We start from the raw sequence: 17,748 nt of genomic DNA on the forward strand, positions 1-17,748 counted from the left end.
CAACTCTGAAATTCGCTACTATGCTTAAGACAAAGAGACGGTGAATTCCAATGAAACGATTATTAATAAGTTTGTGTGTATTATTTTCTGCAGCCTCGATATTTGCGGTTGACGCACAACAGTTACAATTTAACCAATCTTCTGATGGGGAAAACGTCGTTTTCAACTATCAATGGATTGACCAGTCAAACCAAACTAAGACGTTGGAATTTTCACTCGACAAATCCGCAGCCCAAGATCAGTATCAAAATCAAACCGTATTTAAACCAGAAATTGCTCAGCGCTATGTTTACATTGAACTGATGAAACAAGCCCAAAGGGTCGATCCTAAAGAAGCCCGCGTCCTCATTCAGCAACGCGGTAATCGTTTAGAGATTGAAGTGACTAGCCGATATCAAGAAATGCTAGACAAGTGGAAATCACTTATGTCTGAAAAGCAAGATAGTGCATTTGATGATTATTTATTTGCAAACCACTACACTCGCTTCGTCAACCATTTGGGACAAGAAGGCGTCATTCCCGACCATATTCGTTATATCCAGGAAAGCAGAGAAATTTTACTGCCCGCAGCTCAAGCTATATACGAGCAATTAGAACAAGGAAGTGACACGCGAACATACGTGAACTTGATGCTAGGCTGGATTCAAACAATTCCCTACAACGAATTGACTAGTCGCATAGATTCCAACGGCGCGGGATTCTTCACACCGATAGAGGTGCTCAATAACAATAAAGGAGATTGCGATAGCAAAGCCACATTAACAGCCTCCTTGATGCGCTCTTTGCTGCCAGATCTCAGCATGGCAATGGTCTACTTGCCCAATCATGCTCTTCTAGCCGTAAACTTGGGTGAGCGTCCAGACGAAAAAGCCATCGATATTCGTGGTGCCCAACATGTTTTAATTGAACCGACAGGGCCTGCAATGGTGAGCATTGGAAAAATTTCAGATGACACCGCCAGACATATTGCAAATGGCACTTTTCGAGTTGTGCCAATCCCTTAGCTGTGAATCAGTTAGAAACCACTCAAGCACACATTCGGCTTATTATTGAAACCCAATAATCTATACCAATACGAGATTTACTTGGCTCTTTAAGTTGCAGGTAAACGTGATAAATAAAAACGAATAAAAAAGAGATGTGAAAACATCTCTTTTTTATTAATCTAGTGACTGTTTGAGTAAATTAGTTCTATAAATTCTCTTCCGCAAATTCAGCCAAACGGCTACGCACAACGCCGTCTAAGTTGATAGTTGCACTACCTGAGAAATCTTTGAATTTCTCCACCAAATAAGTTAATCCTGAAGTAACTGCACTTAGGTAATTACTATCAATTTGCGCCAAGTTTCCGCCGCAAATCAGCTTAGTGCCCTCTCCGCATCGGGTTATGATGGTTTTTAGTTGAGAAGCTGTGAGGTTCTGAGATTCGTCTAAAATCACAATCGCATTTTGGATACTACGACCACGCATAAAGTTTACCGATTTGAATTGTATATTGGCTTTTTCCATGATGTAACTCATCGAGCCTTTTACGTTCTCATCGTTTTTGTGCAAAACTTCCAAAGAGTCGGTAATAGCCGCTAACCAAGGCGCCATCTTTTCTTCTTCCGTTCCAGGCAAAAAGCCGATGGATTCAGCAATTTCTGGGGTGCTTCGAGTCACAATGATTTTATCATACATGTTTTTCTCAATGACCATTTCCAACGCCGCCGCCAGTGCTAACAATGTTTTACCACTGCCCGCAGGTCCGGTGAGTATAACCAAATCGATATGTGGATCGAGCAAGGCATGAAAGGCCATAGCCTGACCAATATTTTTAGGTGTTATTCCCCAGGCATTGCGTCCCATAAGACGATCGTAGCCTAAGTCGAGTACCTCGAGTGTATCGTCGGTTATGTTTTCCACTAAGCCAGCGAATTGCTCTTCATCATCAATCAAAAACTCGTTGATATAGGCTTCAGGCAACGCTTTTTTATCGATAGTATGAATAGTATCTCGACCTTCGGTTCGGCTATCAACGGTTTTCACGCATTGCCAAAAATCGCCATTGAAGGTGTGATAACCTTTCGATAAATACTTGATATCACTAATTAATTGGTCAGTTCGATAGTCTTCAACATGGGCTAATCCAGCGCCCTTGGCTTTTAAACGCATGTTGATATCTTTAGTCACCAAGACTACTTGTCTAGGCAGTTTAATCTTTTGCAGATGCAAGGCTGCATTGATTATTCGATTGTCGTTATCGTTACTGGTAAAAACCTGCTGCTCAAAAGGTAAACCATGATCAGCAAAGATAGATAATAGACCTGTAGGCGCTGACTCTCCTGATCCCAGCCCTGACATAGCAACCCCTTCAATCATTTGTTCAGGTGTTGCCTCGTGCAGCAGATCTTCCATTGCGCGAATAGAGACTCTAGCATCCCGCGCAACATCTTTTTTACTATCTTTAATGTAATCCAGTTCTTCTAGAACCGTCATAGGTACGACAACGTCATGTTCTTTGAAAGAGAGAAAAGCGAGAGGTTCATGTAAGAGGATATTGGTGTCGAGCACATAAAGTTTGGTATTCATTTCAGCTTTTTCTGGCATCCGCTACTCCGATTAACTGCCCGCATAGAAAAAATAGGCGCATGGTTTTGACTAAATTCATCCTTACCATAAACCACTTTTTCGCCACTTTCATTAACTTTTACAAAAGACTTTTTAATCTATAAAAAAAATCTTATACATCAATGTGTTGACAAGATACTGCGGATATTCAACCGACAATTTCAACAGGCTAATGAGCACCTTAGGCGTTCCTACCCTGGGGTTTTTACTCCCCCTTACTGAGTTGTTAACCAATTTGCTAAAGGCTGACAGATAACACACTGCAAAAGTCCGTTATAAACGTTATAATCGCGCTCTTTATGATTTGGCGAAAGCCCTTAATTGGCTCAAAGGCAAGCTAAGATTTAGCCTTTACAGCCCAAGAGATTTTCTACTATGACACAAACAAACAACTTTGCTTTAGGGCAACGTTGGCTTAGCAATACTGAGTCAGAACTTGGCCTAGGCACTATCATTGCCGTAAACAATCGAACCGTTGAAATACTCTTCCCTGCGATAGGCGAAACGCGCACATATGCCCCAGCTTCTGCGCCTTTAACCAGAGTAACCTTTGAGGTTGGTGATAAAGTAACTAGTCATGCTAATTGGCAATTCATAGTAGAAAATATCAGCCAACGAGACAATATGCTTACCTACCATGGCAAGCGTTTGGACACTGGCGAAGATGTGGATCTAAAAGAAACTTTTGTAGACCACCATTTTCAATTGAATCAACCGCAAAAACGACTTTTAGCCGGTCAGGTGGATGAGCCCAAATGGTTCGAAATGCGAGAAAAATGCATTACTCATCAATATCAGCATGACACCTCTGATTTGTTAGGTTTTTTGGGGGCTCGAGTCGACATTATTCCCCATCAATTACACATTGCCTCCGAAGTTGGTCGCCGACATGCCCCACGAGTGTTATTAGCAGACGAAGTAGGTTTAGGGAAAACCATTGAAGCGGCGCTGATTATTCATCAACAATTATTAACTGGACGAGCCCAAAGAATATTGATTGTGGTGCCAAATAGCTTGGTTCACCAGTGGTTAGTGGAGATGTTAAGACGGGTTAACTTGGCTTTTTCTATCTTTGACGAAGAGCGCTGCCAGGCCATGGCCGAAGAGGCGGGTAACCCGTTTGAAGCGGAACAGTTAATTCTTTGTAGTCTCGACTTCCTTACCCACAACAGTCGCTATTTCCAACAAGCATGTGAAGCACCTTGGGACCTAATGGTAGTGGATGAAGCCCACCATTTAACTTGGTCCGAAGGACAACCATCTCAAGAATATGAAGTGATTGAACAACTGGCACAAGTGACTAAAGGCGTTCTATTATTAACTGCCACCCCAGACCAGTTAGGTCATGAAAGTCATTTTGCCCGATTACGCATATTAGATCCCGCGCGATTCCATAGTTACCAAGAATTTGTGCATGAAGAACAACAATACAGCAAACTTGCTAAAGCCATTGAACCCTTACTGGCCAAAGACAATCAAGAAATAGCCTTGGACGAAAGCGCGATTCAGGCAATCCAAGAATTTGCAGGTGAAGATCTCGTATCGAATCTTGAACTTGCCGATGCAGCAAGCAGAGATAAGTTAATTCATCAACTATTAGATAGGCACGGTACAGGGCGAGTGCTTTTCCGAAACAGTCGTTCTGGAGTAACAGGTTTTCCAGCCCGAGAGTTGCTTTCTTACCCGCTGCAGATGCCTGAAGAGTATGAACAACATCTTGAAGTAGAACTTGATTCAAGCCGCTTGCTCTCGCCAGAACGCATTCCAGAATTAGTCGACAGTTGGACTGATTTTGATCCCAGAATAGATTGGTTTATCGACCATCTACAGCAACTGCGCGGTGAAAAAGTACTAACAATATGTGCTAAAGCGTCAACCGCCTTAATGTTAGCCGAAGCAATTCGCCGAAAATCAGGGATCAGAGCCGGAGTTTTCCATGAAGGGTTAAGTATTGTAGAGCGAGATCGCACAGCCAATTACTTTGCTCAATCGGAAGAAGGCGCTCAGGTACTTATTTGTAGTGAGATTGGCAGTGAAGGTCGAAATTTCCAATTCGCTCATCATTTGGTGTTATTTGATTTGCCTCAAGTTCCTGATTTGTTAGAACAACGCATAGGCAGACTGGATCGCATTGGACAAAAACACGATGTTAAATTGCATGTGCCGTTTTTTGTTAACTCGGCCCAGCAGGTCATGCTCGAGTGGTATCACGATGGACTCAACGCCTTTGAATTAACCTGTCCTGCAGGCACCAGCGTTTACGAAGAAGTAGAAGAGATGCTACTCACTTCTTTGCAAAACCCCCATGATGAGTTAGCTAAGCGCAAACTCATCGAAGACACGCAAACCATTTATGCCCAATTGAAAAGTAAATTAGAGCAAGGCAGAGACAAATTATTAGAGATTAATTCATCCGGTAAAGGGAAAATTCAACAGCTTATCCAAGGTATTGAAGACTCCGATAACTCGCCCAAACTTGAACGTTTCATGACCCAGTTGTTTGATACCATTGGAGTATTGCAAGAAGAAAAAGATGACGACTGTTATTTATTAAAACAAACGGAGTCGATGCATACACAACTTCCAGGATTAGAAGAAGAGGGTATGACTATCACTTATGAACGACAAACAGCGACGAAGCTAGAACACGTTCATTTTTTCAGTTGGGACCATCCAATGGTGCAGCATGCAATGGATACTATTACTACCGATGTACAGGGTAAAAGCGTGATTGGTATGAATAGGGATAAATCACTTCCACCAGGATACTACTGGTTAGAATGTTTGTTTGTGCTCTCAACCAAAGCAGAAAAGCACTTGCAAGTTAATCGTTATATGCCCGCCACTCCGATTAAGATAACGGTAGATCCGAAAGGTCAGCAAACCGATAAAGTATTTCATATGCTTGATAGTGTGAATCCGAAGATGTCAGCTCAGTTGGTGAATGCTCTGCAATCACAAATTGAAAGAGCAATCCAACAAGCTACCGACATTGCAAGGGTAGATGCCGACAAGATTAAACAGCAATGCATAGACAGTATGCAAAGTAACTTGCACGAAGAACTCCAGCGTTTGCAAAGTTTAAGCAAAGTGAATAAATCTATTCGAGAAGAAGAATTAGATTTTATTCGCAATCAATTGGACGCTTTAAATAATGCTTTAGGGAGCGCGGAAGTGCATTTAGAAGCGGTAAGGTTAGTGGTTAATAATCATTAATGAAGAACAATAAACACACTGGAAAAACAGCGTAAATGGCAATTTTGAATTATGCCCCAAGCCGATATCCCTATTTCGATATCGTTTATCAAGATGAGAGCATGCTGGTGCTAAATAAGCCCAGTGGATTATTAACGGTGCCTGGAAAAGCACTTGAACATAAAGATAGTTTGCAGCTCAGAGTCCAGCGGTCTTTTCCAACAGCGACTATTGTGCATCGCTTGGACATGGCAACGTCGGGACTTATCGTCTTAGCATTGGATATGGATAGCCACCGTAAAATCTCCAAAGCATTTGAGTTACGGCAAACGGCTAAATCTTATATTGCCAGGGTATTTGGTAAATTAAGTGAAGAACAAGGTAGCATTGATTTACCACTGATTTGTGACTGGCCTAATCGACCAAAACAAATGGTTGATCACGAACGTGGCAAAAAAGCATTGACCCATTGGAAACGATTAGCCTGTGATAAAGACGAATCGCTAGTTGAACTAACACCGATAACTGGACGCTCTCATCAACTAAGAGTACATATGCTAAGTATCGGTCATCCAATATTAGGTGATCGACTTTACGCCCATGAGCAAGCCCTGCAAGCAGCGAATCGTTTGCAACTACACGCGAAATCACTCAAATTAAACCATCCATTAACGGATGAGCCCATGGCATTTGAATGCCCAGTGCCGTTTTCATTCAAGTCTCAAAGCGTTGCTACCGATATAGATAATAATTAGCGTTAAATGAATTGTGAGCAATTGTGGGTAAGTCATCGTTAGGCAAAATACTCGGCCTGATCATATCAATGATCGGCTTTGCTGCGCATGGCATGCAATCACCTGAAGCGGCTCTGAATGACATTCAACACAGTCAATTTGACGACCAATATGATGTCCTTTTGGTAGGTGAAAAACAAATTCCACTTGTTATATCGGAATCAAATACGGCGATAACCCGTGGCGTCGCTGTTTTGATCAGTGAGTCAGGCAGAAACCCATTTAGTGAACATGGATTATCTCAACTGTCTACGTCGCTCAATAATGTTGGCTGGGTGACGATGATAATGCCTGCGCCAATCAGTGGTTTTTGGCCCGCCCTTGATGAGACCACAACTAATAATCAAGCCGCTGACACTAGCAGCCAAACTCCAGATACGCCCACTTCTGTCGCCGTTCAAGAGACCTTAACAAAAGCGGCAACAAGTCAAATTGAACAGCCCGCATTTGAACTACATGAACAGCAGATTATTCAACAGATGCAGGCAGTTACAGGTAAAACACGTCAATATAATGGTTTTTTCCTAGTCATTGCGCAAGGAACAAGTGCCGCATGGCTAACCAAAATATATGCTGAAAATAAATTAGATCAACCTGACGGCATGGTGTCAATTAGTCCGCAATGGCCAGACCGTAGTTACAATCAACAACTCCCTAAATGGGTAGCTGAAACGCAAATGCCTTACCTTGATGTTTATTCAGCGTGGGATACCTCTTGGGCAAAAGCGACAGTGAGTCAACGGAAAATACAATCGATAAAATCGTTGAAAATGATGTATCGGCAAAGAGAGTTAATAGGTCAAACTATGGACAACCAACAGTTTGCCCGCTTAGGCAAAGAAATTTATGGTTGGTTGACCCATATGGGTTGGTAAAAAAGCCAAGCTCCACCTTGCCCACAAATTTACCCCTAGCCGTTTTTTTTGCGTAGTTAATTTCTCAATATATCAATTGGATGAAAATTTTATTCCAATCCTAGGGAACATTCGTTAAGTTTGCGGTCTATACTTCATAGTATTCTACCAAACGGAGTCACTCAAAATAGCCGTGAATATTGAAAACTTTATAAATAATAAAGCTGGTCAACTAGCTTTTTTTGTTCGGGGATATTGGTCTTACAAAATCCCCTACATAGAGTTAGACCTATATTTTTGGGACACTCTTGAAGAGTGGGCGCATGTTAAAAAAAGAGTGGATGAACCCTACTCGCAAAAAGAGCGTGTTTTCTGGCACTTGCTACATCAGCTAAATTATTGGCCAGAACAAAAATTGTTACATGATCAATATCTTCGTTCAGAACTTGAAACCTGCTTAAACTATTTAGAAGGTGAAGGGCAATACCCCTTAGATTGCATCGGTATCCGACCGTAACCCTCAACAACCGCCCTTTGTGCTGCAAAATTGAATTAGATATTGAACTGTTAAGTTATACGTGATCCAATAGCTCTTTTCCTAAGCTATTGAAAATTTGTGTCTGAAACATTAAAAAATACACTTCTTTGTTATAAAGATAAGCGTCTTCTTTTTGTCTTTTTATTCGGTATCGCCAGCGGTTTCCCTTGGGTGATGATCGGTTCTGCGCTATCGGCTTGGCTGCAAGAAAGCGGTCTTAGCCGCTCGTCAATAGGTTTAATTGGTTCAATAACAATTGCTTATTCAATCAACTTCCTATGGTCTCCGTTACTGGATAGAGTCCAACCACCGGTACTTGGTCAACGCCGAGGCTGGATTGTGACAACACAATTAATGATTATCATTGCCTGCGTCGGTATGGCTGTGGTTCCGGCAGAGGAAAACCTGTTAGTGATTGGTTTAGTGGGATTTTCAATTGCGATATTTTCTGCAACCCAAGACATTGCCATTGATGCTTATCGAATCGATATTATTAAACCCTATGAAAAAGACAAGCTCGCCGCCGCATCCTCTATGGCGACCGCGGGTTGGTGGACAGGCTATGGGGGCTTAGGCTCAATTCCCTTTTTCATTGCCGATATGGCAGGTTGGCAATGGTCGGATATCTATTTTGTTTTAGCGGCAATCATGGCTGGACTAATGCTGTTGGTTTTCTTTAGTGATGAGCCTGTCACTAGCCGCTTAGAACAGCAAGTCGCTGCGAGTGCACGATATGCCAAAGCCATGGTCGGCGATCTGCAGTTAAATCGCTCTCAACGGGTGACAAATTGGTTAATGGTGACTTTAATTGAACCTTTTCGAGATTTTTTCAGCCGCAATACCGTAAAACTAGCGCTGTCTATTTTAGCCTTTATCTTTTTATTCAAAATCGGCGAAGCTTTTTTAGGTCGCATGAGTATTGTTTTTTATAAAGAACTGGGCTTTACCAATAGCGACATTGGCAGTTATTCCAAAATACTTAATTGGTGGGTAACAATTGTATTTGCTGTTTTAGGCGGAATGGTCAATGTTCGATATGGTATCTATAGAGGGTTAATGACAGGTGGAATAGCCATGGCAGCAAGTAATCTGATGTTTGCTCTTATGTCAGTTGTCGGCCCCGATAAAGCCTTATTTGCGGCCACTATTTTTGTAGACGGCTTTACTGCAGCTTGGAGTTCAGTGGCACTGGTTGCATTTATTTCCCTTCTTTGTAACCAAGCGTTTTCTGCTTCTCAATATGCGCTTATGGCGTCTTTGGGCACCTTAAGTCGAACCCTAATGGCATCTGCCAGTGGCTTCTTAGTTGATTGGATGGATGGAAATTGGGCTTTCTTTTTCATACTAACAGCAGTAATGGTTCTGCCAAGCTTGGTCATATTATGGATGATAAAGGATCATATATATGCGTTGGAAAAACGTGACCTGCGCTGATGTCAATTCGCCACATTGGCAGAACCAACATCTTAAATCTTATCAAACTAGGAACGCTGTCAGTTGGTTAATATTTACTAACCCGATTCCGTCCCTCTTTTTTAGATGTGTATAAAGCTTGGTCGGCTTTTTCTAACCAAGCCATATGATCTTGATAAGTAACTCGGAATTCAGCGATGCCAATACTCACACTAAAGGGAATTTCATTGCCCTCGTAAACCGGCAATAAGTTTTCGCAACTAGTGCGGATCCGCTCGGCAACAATCATAGAATTTTCGGCATTGGTTTCTGGTAGTAGCACCGCAAACTCCTCTCCTCCATAACGCCCAGCAAGATCAGTTTCTCGGATGGATTGTTGCACAACCTTAGCCAAGGTTTTTATAATATAATCACCTGCCGGGTGACCATAGGTATCGTTGACTTTTTTAAAGTGATCGATGTCTAACATCAGTACTGATGCCGGGGAGCCATTACGTACAATCCGCTTGTGCTCCAGTGAAAACTGTTCTTCCCAATAGCGCCGATTAAATACGCCTGTCAATCCGTCAACACGGCTAATCTGTTCTAATTGCTGATTAAGAGATTCGATGCCTTTTTTGTTTAATGCTTCATCAGTAACATCGTAAACAACGATACAAATCTGCTCTACCCTTCCTTCTAACGAGGTCAGTGGAAATATGGTGACATTTTGATACATGAAGTCTGAAGCAGAGGTAATTGGGCGACTGGTTTCAAATTTAAACAAGAATGGTCGTTGTTCCCAAATAATAAATGCTGAACTCTTGAGCCTCAGTACCGGCTCTGTTTTGACTAAGAACCATTCTTTATCTATTTCAGGAAAAAATTCAAAAAGGTTTTTGTACTTGATTTGACTAGGTAAAATACCGCTGTTATTTTCCATGAACTGATTCCACACCAGCACATTAAAGTCACGGTCAAGTACGGTGATTCCCACTTCAATTGAGCCAAGCAAATCAAACTGCCAATGAAGTGCATTTATGTCAGAGAAGTCATCACTCATTAGTTATTAGTTACCTTCTACCAGTTTTTCAAACATTAGGTCGATTGATTTATCTGGAAACAGTAATAGTAAATCAAAGTGAATAGATTTAGCTTTAATGGCATATGCTATTTCTATAGCAAGCACCCTATTCCATCTAGACACATTATTTTGTAACAGCTCATCCAAACCACAATGTTGTCCTAACACAATGGGATGATTATGGGTAAAAGTCACATTCAACTGGTCTGATAAAGCCCTCAAACATGCACTTACCACAATATTGGCGACATCCATCAATGCTTCTAATTCCATGGATTCATCAAGCTTAGCTTTCTTGTAATTTAGCAAATCCACCATATTTGCAAAATTACCATCATTAAAAATCAGTATAGCTTCGCCATTGATGCCGGCACTAATGAACCCCTGAGAAATGGCCGACACACTGTCATTATTGTTAATTTCAGCCATTGCCATGTGCAATTCTGTGGTTTCAATCAAATTGACATTGGGTATGGGTAAATCGATAAATATATTCAGCAACTGTGCTAACTTTTCACCGGCTTGTCCCATAGCAACATTGGCCATTTCACGATAAACGTCCAGTTTTTCCGCTACAGAAAATTGCTGTGTTTTCAATAGGCGTGTTGGAGCACTTGGGGTGGTGCCGTGGTTACTGGTAATATCTGGGCGTAAATCACTTCCTGAATAAATACCGTATTGGGTTAAAATCGCAGCCAGCTTTTGACTATCTACCGGCTTTCTAATGAAATCCAACGCTCCCATTTGTTGCATTCGAGAGCGCGCTTGTTGTTGAACATCACCTGACACCACAATCACTAAAGAGGGTAAGTCCTGCTCTTTAATCACCTGCATGGTCTGATAACCGTCCATAACCGGCATATTTAGATCTAAGAAGACCAAATCAGCTTTACCTGCTTTGATCATCTTAATCGCTTGCTCGCCGTTTTCGGCAAAACTGATACTGACATCCCAACCGCGCGGTAAAGCGCGCGCCATTTGCTTGCGAGCGAAACCAGAGTCGTCACAAATGAGTATTTTAGTAGACACGCAAAAAACTCATTAGATGGCGACCGGTGCTTTGATATGTGGATAACATTGATAGTCGACTAACTCAAAATCATCAATCGTAAAATCGAACAAACTTTTGATGTTTGGATTCAGCTTCATTTTCGGCAATGGCAAAGGCTCTCTACTTAACTGTAATTCAGCTTGTTGCAGATGATTAGTATAAAGGTGAGCATCACCAAAAGTATGGATGAAATCACCTAATTCTAAATCGCACACCTGTGCAACCATCATGGTTAATAAAGCATAACTAGCAATATTAAAAGGAACGCCCAGAAAAATATCACCGCTGCGTTGATAAAGCTGACAGGACAACTTGTTATCAATGACGTAAAACTGGAACATAGTATGGCATGGCGGAAGCGCCTGTTTACCTTGTTTGGCGTTCTCTTTAGGAGATAATTTGCTATCAGGCAATACCGTGGGGTTCCAAGCACTTAACAATAACCGACGAGAATCAGGATTATTTTTTATTTGTTCAAGCAGGTCGCTAAGTTGATCAACTACTTTGCCATCTGTGCCTTGCCAACTGCGCCATTGTTTCCCATATACTGGGCCAAGCTCACCTTCATCCGTGGCCCATTCATCCCAGATGCTAACACCGTTATCCTTTAGATAGGCGATATTGGTTTCACCTTTTATAAACCACAATAATTCGTGGATTATCGAGCGCATATGACATTTTTTTGTGGTGATTAATGGAAAACCTTCGGCCAGATTAAAGCGCATTTGATGGCCGAAGATACTTAATGTGCCAGTACCGGTACGATCTTCTTTTTTGCTGCCATTTTCTAAAACATGGCGCATTAATGATAAATATTGCTGCATTTAAACTTTCTTACCTTTCTTTTGATTAGTGCTTTGAGGTTGGTATATTTTGTTTTGTTTGTAAGCCCAAACAATCATTAATACGCCGGCAATTATCATCGGCAATGACAACATTTGACCACGGCTGAGGAAACCTAAATATAAGTCTAAATGGCCATCCCATTGACGGAAAAACTCCACAAAGAATCTGAAACAACCGTAACCTAATAAGAATATGCCACTAACAGCACCGATTGGGCGCGGCTTTTTAGAATATAACCACAAAATAATAAACAACAAAACCCCTTCAAGCGCAAATTCATAAAGTTGCGAAGGGTGACGAGGTTCACTGCCCGCATTCGGAAAAATGATAGCCCAAGGCACGTCTGTCGTGCGTCCCCAAAGTTCAGAATTAATGAAATTGCCTATGCGCCCAGCGCCCAGGCCGATGGGGACTAGCGGAGCGATAAAATCCCCCACCACTAAAAATGGCACTTTTAAGCGTCGAGCACTGAGCCATAATGCCGTTAAAACGCCAAGTAGTCCGCCATGAAACGACATCCCACCTTCATTAATTTTAAACAGATACAGAGGGTTATCAATAAACAAAGCAAACTGATAAAACATCACGTAACCAACGCGACCACCAATAATAACCCCTAAAAATCCCCAAAATAACATATCGCTAAGCTGTTCTTTGCTCCAGCCTGTGCGAGCAAGGCGACGATTAGCTAACCACCAAGCTGCAACAAAACCGACCAAATACATCATTCCATACCACTTGGGACTCAGGAAACCCAAATTAAAAATAGCAGGATCAATTTCAGGGAGGGTGTAATAACTTTGCGACATAATTTCAATTATCCTAAAAACATTTGCAGGCTAACTATGACCAAGAATGCCGCAAATATTTGTTTTAAACGTTGTGTATTTAAACGGTGGCTAATTTTAGCCCCCAATTGAGCGGTAAATATTGATGTCATTACAATGCCCAATACCGCAGGTAAATAAATATAACCAAATGAAGCTGATGGTAGATCTTGCACTTCCCAACCAGCCAAGACAAAACTAAAAGAACCAAATATCGCAATGACCATTCCACAAAAAGCTGCACAACCAATGGCTTGTTTAATATCAATTCGAAACCAAACCAAAGCAGGAACCATGATTGCTCCGCCGCCAATGCCCATAAACGCGGAAATAATCCCAGTCACACAACCAATAGTGATTAACATCGGCTTTGAAATTGCGCTTTTGACACTTTTCGGCTTTAAAAAAATCATTTGCAAGGCAATAAATAGGACCATGAAAGCAAAGATTAGTTTTAGACTTTCTGCTGGAATTCGCACCGCTATCTGAGGACCAGCCAAAGCGCCGAGAATGATACCAAGTGCACACCAGATGACAATGTTTGAGTTGATATGACGCAACCTAAAATGGGATAGAGTGGAGGATAAACCCGTTAGAATGATGGTCGATAAGGAAGTCGCTATGGCCATCGGCAATGCATGTAACAAGGGCAAGCCCAACTGTCGTTCAAATACATACATCAATACAGGTACAATAATCAGCCCACCGCCGATTCCTAGTAAACCGGCAAGAAAACCAACAACCGCACCAAGCGCTAAATAAACGGCAAAAAGTGTAGGTATCTCAAACAATTAAATACCTGCTCGAACTAAACCGCCTAACCCGATTGACTCAAGATATTGATTAATCTGTTCACGTACTTCCAAAGGGTCTTCGCAAGCAAGAACACTTTGTAATAATATTTTAGACTGTTTTACGGTGACGCTTCTAACAACCCATTTAATCTTCAACAAGTTGTGACTATTCATACTGAATTTATTGTAGCCCATGGCTAACAATAAAATAATACCACCTGGTTCGCCGGCTAATTCGCCGCAAACAGTAATAGGCACATTATGCTCATTGGCCTGCTCTACTATGCTCAACAGCGCTGCCAGTACTGCTGGATGGTAACTGTCGTATAATCCTGAAACACGGGCGTTATTGCGATCTACAGCAAGTAGATACTGAGTCAAATCATTGCTACCAACTGAGAAAAAATCGACTTTTTTAGCCAATTGTGGAATTTGATAAATAACTGCAGGGACTTCCAGCATCACCCCAATTTTAGGCATCTCTAATACAGTACCAGTGTCTAAAATTTCTTCTGATACTTCATGGTAAGCTTGCTTGATTAAGCGTTTAGATTCGTTAACTTCTGAAACGGACGTGACCATTGGTAACATGATTTGCAGGTTACCCAAGCCAATATTTGCGCGCAGCATAGCGCGTATCTGAACCAGAAAAATTTCCGGATGATCAAGGGTCAGTCTAACTCCACGCCAGCCCAAAAATGGATTTTCTTCACTGATCGGGAAATAGGGCAGAGGCTTATCTCCCCCAACATCCAAGGTACGCATAGTAATGGGTTTATCTGGAGCAGATTCGAGCATTTCCCGGTATAAGGTCATCTGCTCTTGTTCAGACGGAAAACGCTCTCGCAACATAAAAGGCACTTCGGTGCGATACAGGCCAACTCCTTCACCATAAGTGAAATTGGTGTTCTCCATCTCCGCCGAAAGACCAGCGTTGATAAACAGAGATACAGGGTAGTTATCCTCAGTAACACAGGGAAGATGAGCTTTCTCCAGAATACGGTCAGAGAGTTCTTGCTCTTCGTTAACCAATATATTGAATTCTTGTCGAACACTTTCTGAGGGCGAAACGATGACTTCACCAGAGTAACCGTCGACCAACAATTTTTTACCATCGAGTAAAGAAAGTGGCGCATCAGATAACCCCATCACCGCAGGTAAACCCATTGCTCGAGCCAAAATAGCGGCGTGAGAGTTGCTAGAACCTCGCACAGATATAATGCCGCATAACTTCATTGTAGAAAATTCAGCAAGCATAGGCGCGGTAACTTCATCAGCAACCAAAATCGCATTTTGATTGACATCCAGTGGTCGCTGATCTGGGCTGTCACCTCCCAATATATTAGCCAATATACGGTTGGAAAGATCTTCAATATCAACAGCTCGCTCTTGCATGTAAGGATCGCTCATGTTGCGAAACTGTTGAATGTAATTTTCAATGATATATTTTAGTGAACTGGCAGCATCCCAGCCGTCTTTAATCCGTGCTTCTACCTCATGACCAAGACTATTGGCGTCTAAAAGGTGACTGTAAATTTGGAAAATAGCCTGAACATCACTGGGGACTTGTCCCTCAATCCGTGAAGATAGCTCCTCGACTTGGCTACGTGTAACATTCACCGCCTCACGATAGCGAGCGATTTCTAGCTCTTTGTTGTCTGATCGTTTGGCAACATGACTGGACAGACTGACTTTAAAGTGAGGTACAAAACCAATCCCCATTCCCAAGCCGGCAGAGCCAGGCACACCGGATATTTTTCGTTGCCATTTATCTCGATTATTGTCGTCCATAAAAGACAGAAAACCACGGGTTTCTGCATGCACGATTTCTAACGCAATTTGCGTAGAAAGGGTAACTAAAAAGGCTTCTTCATCTTCACTGAAACGGCGTTTCTTTTTCTGTTGTAACGTAAGAACACCCAAGACTTTTCGTTGATGTATTATGGGAGTTCCAAGAAACGCGTGATATTTTTCTTCTTTGACTTCGGGATAGTGTTTGAAGCGCGGGTGCGACTGAGCATCAAGAATATTTAACGGCTCTTCACGTTGACCGATTAAACCAATCAAGCCCTCGGAAAAGCCAATTGCCACTTTACCGACAGCCGCAGAATCGAGACCATCAGTTGCCATCAGCATAAAATGTTGTTTTTCGTAGTTAGCAAGGTAAACCGAGCAAGAGTCCACGCCAATAGCTTCTTTAATGCTGCTAGTCAGGTGCTTCAGCGCCTCCTCCAGTACGGGGATTTTACTGACTTCCTGAACTATCCGTTTTAAGCTAGTTATCATGGGCCTTTTAAAACTATCTCCGTCGCCTTCGGTTGCGTTGAGGCTGCGTGTTTTTGCTGTAAATAGGCATCGCAAAAGACACAAACTCTTTCATTACTCGTCGATACACATCTCGTTTAAATGAAACAACGTTTCTTACTGGATACCAAAAACTAACCCAACGCCAATCATCAAATTCAGGATGCCCTGAACTTAACACATCGACATCTGATTCTTTGCACTCTAATTGCAACAAAAACCATTTCTGTTTTTGCCCGATGCAAACTGGATTAGTACCTTGCCTAATCAGCCTCTTGGGTAATTTATATCTAACCCAATTTTTGGTAACTCCGAGTATTTTTACGTTTTCTGGTTTTAGTCCAACTTCCTCATTTAACTCTCGATACATAGCCTGTTCAGCAGTTTCACCTTGATCTATTCCGCCTTGTGGAAACTGCCATGAATGTTGTCCATAGCGTTTTGCCCAAAATACTTGCCCCATTCTATTGCAAATCACTATACCGACATTCGCGCGGAATCCTTCGGCATCAATCACTTTGACTCCCGGGGGGATTGATTTCTTTAATATTTTGCCATTCTTCCATAAACTAAGGGTCAAGCAAAGAAATATCATCGCCAACTATGTTAAGTGGTAATAAATAATATTGAGGTAAGGTTCATCTTGATCACACCGGCTACCGCCCCACCAGACACAATCGAAGAACTCGTTTCTCGCGCTCAAGCACTAGCGGGCCTGACTTTAGGAGAGTTAGCCAAGTACGCGAATGTTCAAGTACCAGCCAATTTCAAACGTGATAAAGGTTGGACTGGACAGTTATTAGAACTATTTTTGGGGGCACACGCTGGTTCCAATCCTGAGCAAGATTTTCCGGATTTAGGGGTAGAGTTAAAAACCTTACCCATAGATTCAATGGGAATGCCCCTAGAAACTACCTATGTTTGTTTTGCGCATTTGCTAAATGTTTCCGGTATTACTTGGGAAACCAGCAACGTAAGAAATAAGCTTAATTGTGTTTTATGGGTGCCTGTCGAAGGCAGTCGAGAGTTAATGCCCGCAGAACGAAGAGTAGCCTCCCCAGTTCTTTGGCAACCAAGCCTCGCTCAATTAGACTTGCTTAAGCAAGATTGGGAAGAATTAATGGATATGATTGTATTAGGTGAGGTGGAAAACATCACTGCAAAACATGGACAGGCATTACAAATTCGCCCCAAAGCTGCAGATGGAAAAGCGCTAACAGAAGCAGTAGGCGCCCAAGGAACAATAATAAAAACCCGGCCAAGAGGCTTTTATTTGCGTAAACAGTTCACCCACCAAATATTAATAAACGCGTTTTCAGACATAGACTGAAAAAGCGATAACGATATTTTGATTCCCTCAAAAAAGTGTCCGTTTTTTTACACAAACAGTGAAAATAACTGACAATTCAAAAAATTAATAACAGGTTTGTATATCAGCAGTCTGTTTCTCCAGTATCAG

At 41.9% G+C, this 17,748-nt stretch carries 15 protein-coding genes; 7 read left to right on the forward strand and 8 right to left on the reverse strand.

From position 1 onward, the window contains the following. The first annotated feature begins 50 nt into the window (after nucleotides 1–50). Entirely contained in the window at nucleotides 51–1,004 is a 954-nt protein-coding gene (locus VUI23_RS18225; protein WP_342805299.1) for a hypothetical protein, read from the forward strand. A 187-nt stretch (nucleotides 1,005–1,191) separates the two neighbouring features. On the opposite strand, the gene VUI23_RS18230 is transcribed toward VUI23_RS18225, so the two are convergent. After that, nucleotides 1,192–2,589: a PhoH family protein gene (locus VUI23_RS18230; protein WP_342805301.1), complete on the reverse strand. Its 1,398-nt coding sequence runs from the start codon at nucleotides 2,587–2,589 to the stop codon at nucleotides 1,192–1,194. Nucleotides 2,590–2,985: 396 nt separating this feature from the next. Here VUI23_RS18230 and rapA point away from each other — a divergent pair, with 396 nt between their 5' ends. The 5 genes from rapA (at nucleotide 2,986) to VUI23_RS18255 (ending at nucleotide 9,425) form a co-directional block, all read left to right on the forward strand. After that, nucleotides 2,986–5,826, forward strand: a complete 2,841-nt coding sequence (gene rapA, locus VUI23_RS18235) for an RNA polymerase-associated protein RapA (protein WP_303500487.1) — start codon at nucleotides 2,986–2,988, stop codon at nucleotides 5,824–5,826. A 35-nt stretch (nucleotides 5,827–5,861) separates the two neighbouring features. Next, nucleotides 5,862–6,560, forward strand: a complete 699-nt coding sequence (locus VUI23_RS18240) for an RluA family pseudouridine synthase (protein WP_216049023.1) — start codon at nucleotides 5,862–5,864, stop codon at nucleotides 6,558–6,560. A gap of 23 nt (nucleotides 6,561–6,583) precedes the next feature. Next, complete coding sequence (locus VUI23_RS18245) at nucleotides 6,584–7,474, forward strand: DUF3530 family protein (protein WP_303500486.1); 891 nt, start codon at nucleotides 6,584–6,586, stop codon at nucleotides 7,472–7,474. A gap of 172 nt (nucleotides 7,475–7,646) precedes the next feature. Continuing rightward, on the forward strand, nucleotides 7,647–7,970 hold the full coding sequence (locus tag VUI23_RS18250; RefSeq protein ID WP_216049024.1) for a hypothetical protein: 324 nt from the start codon (nucleotides 7,647–7,649) through the stop codon (nucleotides 7,968–7,970). 99 nt (nucleotides 7,971–8,069) lie between these two features. Then, entirely contained in the window at nucleotides 8,070–9,425 is a 1,356-nt protein-coding gene (locus tag VUI23_RS18255) for an MFS transporter (RefSeq protein ID WP_216049025.1), read from the forward strand. A gap of 67 nt (nucleotides 9,426–9,492) precedes the next feature. Here VUI23_RS18255 and VUI23_RS18260 read toward each other — a convergent pair whose 3' ends face one another. The 7 genes from VUI23_RS18260 to rppH are packed head-to-tail and all read right to left on the reverse strand — an operon-like array spanning nucleotide 9,493 to nucleotide 16,806. Then, entirely contained in the window at nucleotides 9,493–10,446 is a 954-nt protein-coding gene (locus VUI23_RS18260; RefSeq protein ID WP_216049026.1) for a sensor domain-containing diguanylate cyclase, read from the reverse strand. 6 nt (nucleotides 10,447–10,452) lie between these two features. Then, nucleotides 10,453–11,496: a response regulator gene (locus VUI23_RS18265; protein WP_342805303.1), complete on the reverse strand. Its 1,044-nt coding sequence runs from the start codon at nucleotides 11,494–11,496 to the stop codon at nucleotides 10,453–10,455. A gap of 12 nt (nucleotides 11,497–11,508) precedes the next feature. Beyond that, the gene (locus tag VUI23_RS18270) at nucleotides 11,509–12,342 is read right to left on the reverse strand and encodes a thymidylate synthase (RefSeq protein WP_342805305.1); all 834 of its coding nucleotides are present in this window, start codon (nucleotides 12,340–12,342) and stop codon (nucleotides 11,509–11,511) included. Continuing rightward, nucleotides 12,343–13,173 carry a prolipoprotein diacylglyceryl transferase gene (gene lgt / locus VUI23_RS18275; protein WP_216049029.1) on the reverse strand — a complete coding sequence of 277 codons (831 nt, stop codon included), beginning with the start codon at nucleotides 13,171–13,173 and terminating at the stop codon, nucleotides 12,343–12,345. 8 nt (nucleotides 13,174–13,181) lie between these two features. Next, nucleotides 13,182–13,982, reverse strand: coding sequence for a sulfite exporter TauE/SafE family protein (locus tag VUI23_RS18280; protein ID WP_216049030.1), 801 nt, complete (start codon nucleotides 13,980–13,982; stop codon nucleotides 13,182–13,184). Then, nucleotides 13,983–16,271, reverse strand: a complete 2,289-nt coding sequence (ptsP, locus tag VUI23_RS18285) for a phosphoenolpyruvate--protein phosphotransferase (protein ID WP_342805307.1) — start codon at nucleotides 16,269–16,271, stop codon at nucleotides 13,983–13,985. A 13-nt stretch (nucleotides 16,272–16,284) separates the two neighbouring features. After that, nucleotides 16,285–16,806 carry an RNA pyrophosphohydrolase gene (gene rppH, locus VUI23_RS18290; protein WP_216049032.1) on the reverse strand — a complete coding sequence of 174 codons (522 nt, stop codon included), beginning with the start codon at nucleotides 16,804–16,806 and terminating at the stop codon, nucleotides 16,285–16,287. Between the two features lie 129 nt (nucleotides 16,807–16,935). Between rppH and mutH the strand changes: the two genes are divergently transcribed. Then, a complete protein-coding gene (mutH, locus tag VUI23_RS18295; RefSeq protein WP_342808319.1) occupies nucleotides 16,936–17,619 on the forward strand; it encodes a DNA mismatch repair endonuclease MutH in 684 nt (227 codons plus the stop codon). The last annotated feature ends 129 nt before the right edge of the window (nucleotides 17,620–17,748 follow it).

The organism is Alteromonas sp. M12, from assembly GCF_037478005.1.
GTDB classification, from domain to species: Bacteria; Pseudomonadota; Gammaproteobacteria; order Enterobacterales; family Alteromonadaceae; genus Aliiglaciecola; species Aliiglaciecola lipolytica_A.

Coding starts and splice junctions, on each gene's coding strand:
- VUI23_RS18225 (WP_342805299.1), top strand. CDS start 51: ATGAAACGATTATTAATAAGTTTGTGTGTATTATTTTCTGCAGCCTCG.
- VUI23_RS18230 (WP_342805301.1), bottom strand. CDS start 2,589: ATGCCAGAAAAAGCTGAAATGAATACCAAACTTTATGTGCTCGACACC.
- rapA (WP_303500487.1), top strand. CDS start 2,986: ATGACACAAACAAACAACTTTGCTTTAGGGCAACGTTGGCTTAGCAAT.
- VUI23_RS18240 (WP_216049023.1), top strand. CDS start 5,862: ATGGCAATTTTGAATTATGCCCCAAGCCGATATCCCTATTTCGATATC.
- VUI23_RS18260 (WP_216049026.1), bottom strand. CDS start 10,446: ATGAGTGATGACTTCTCTGACATAAATGCACTTCATTGGCAGTTTGAT.
- VUI23_RS18270 (WP_342805305.1), bottom strand. CDS start 12,342: ATGCAGCAATATTTATCATTAATGCGCCATGTTTTAGAAAATGGCAGC.
- lgt (WP_216049029.1), bottom strand. CDS start 13,173: ATGTCGCAAAGTTATTACACCCTCCCTGAAATTGATCCTGCTATTTTT.
- ptsP (WP_342805307.1), bottom strand. CDS start 16,271: ATGATAACTAGCTTAAAACGGATAGTTCAGGAAGTCAGTAAAATCCCC.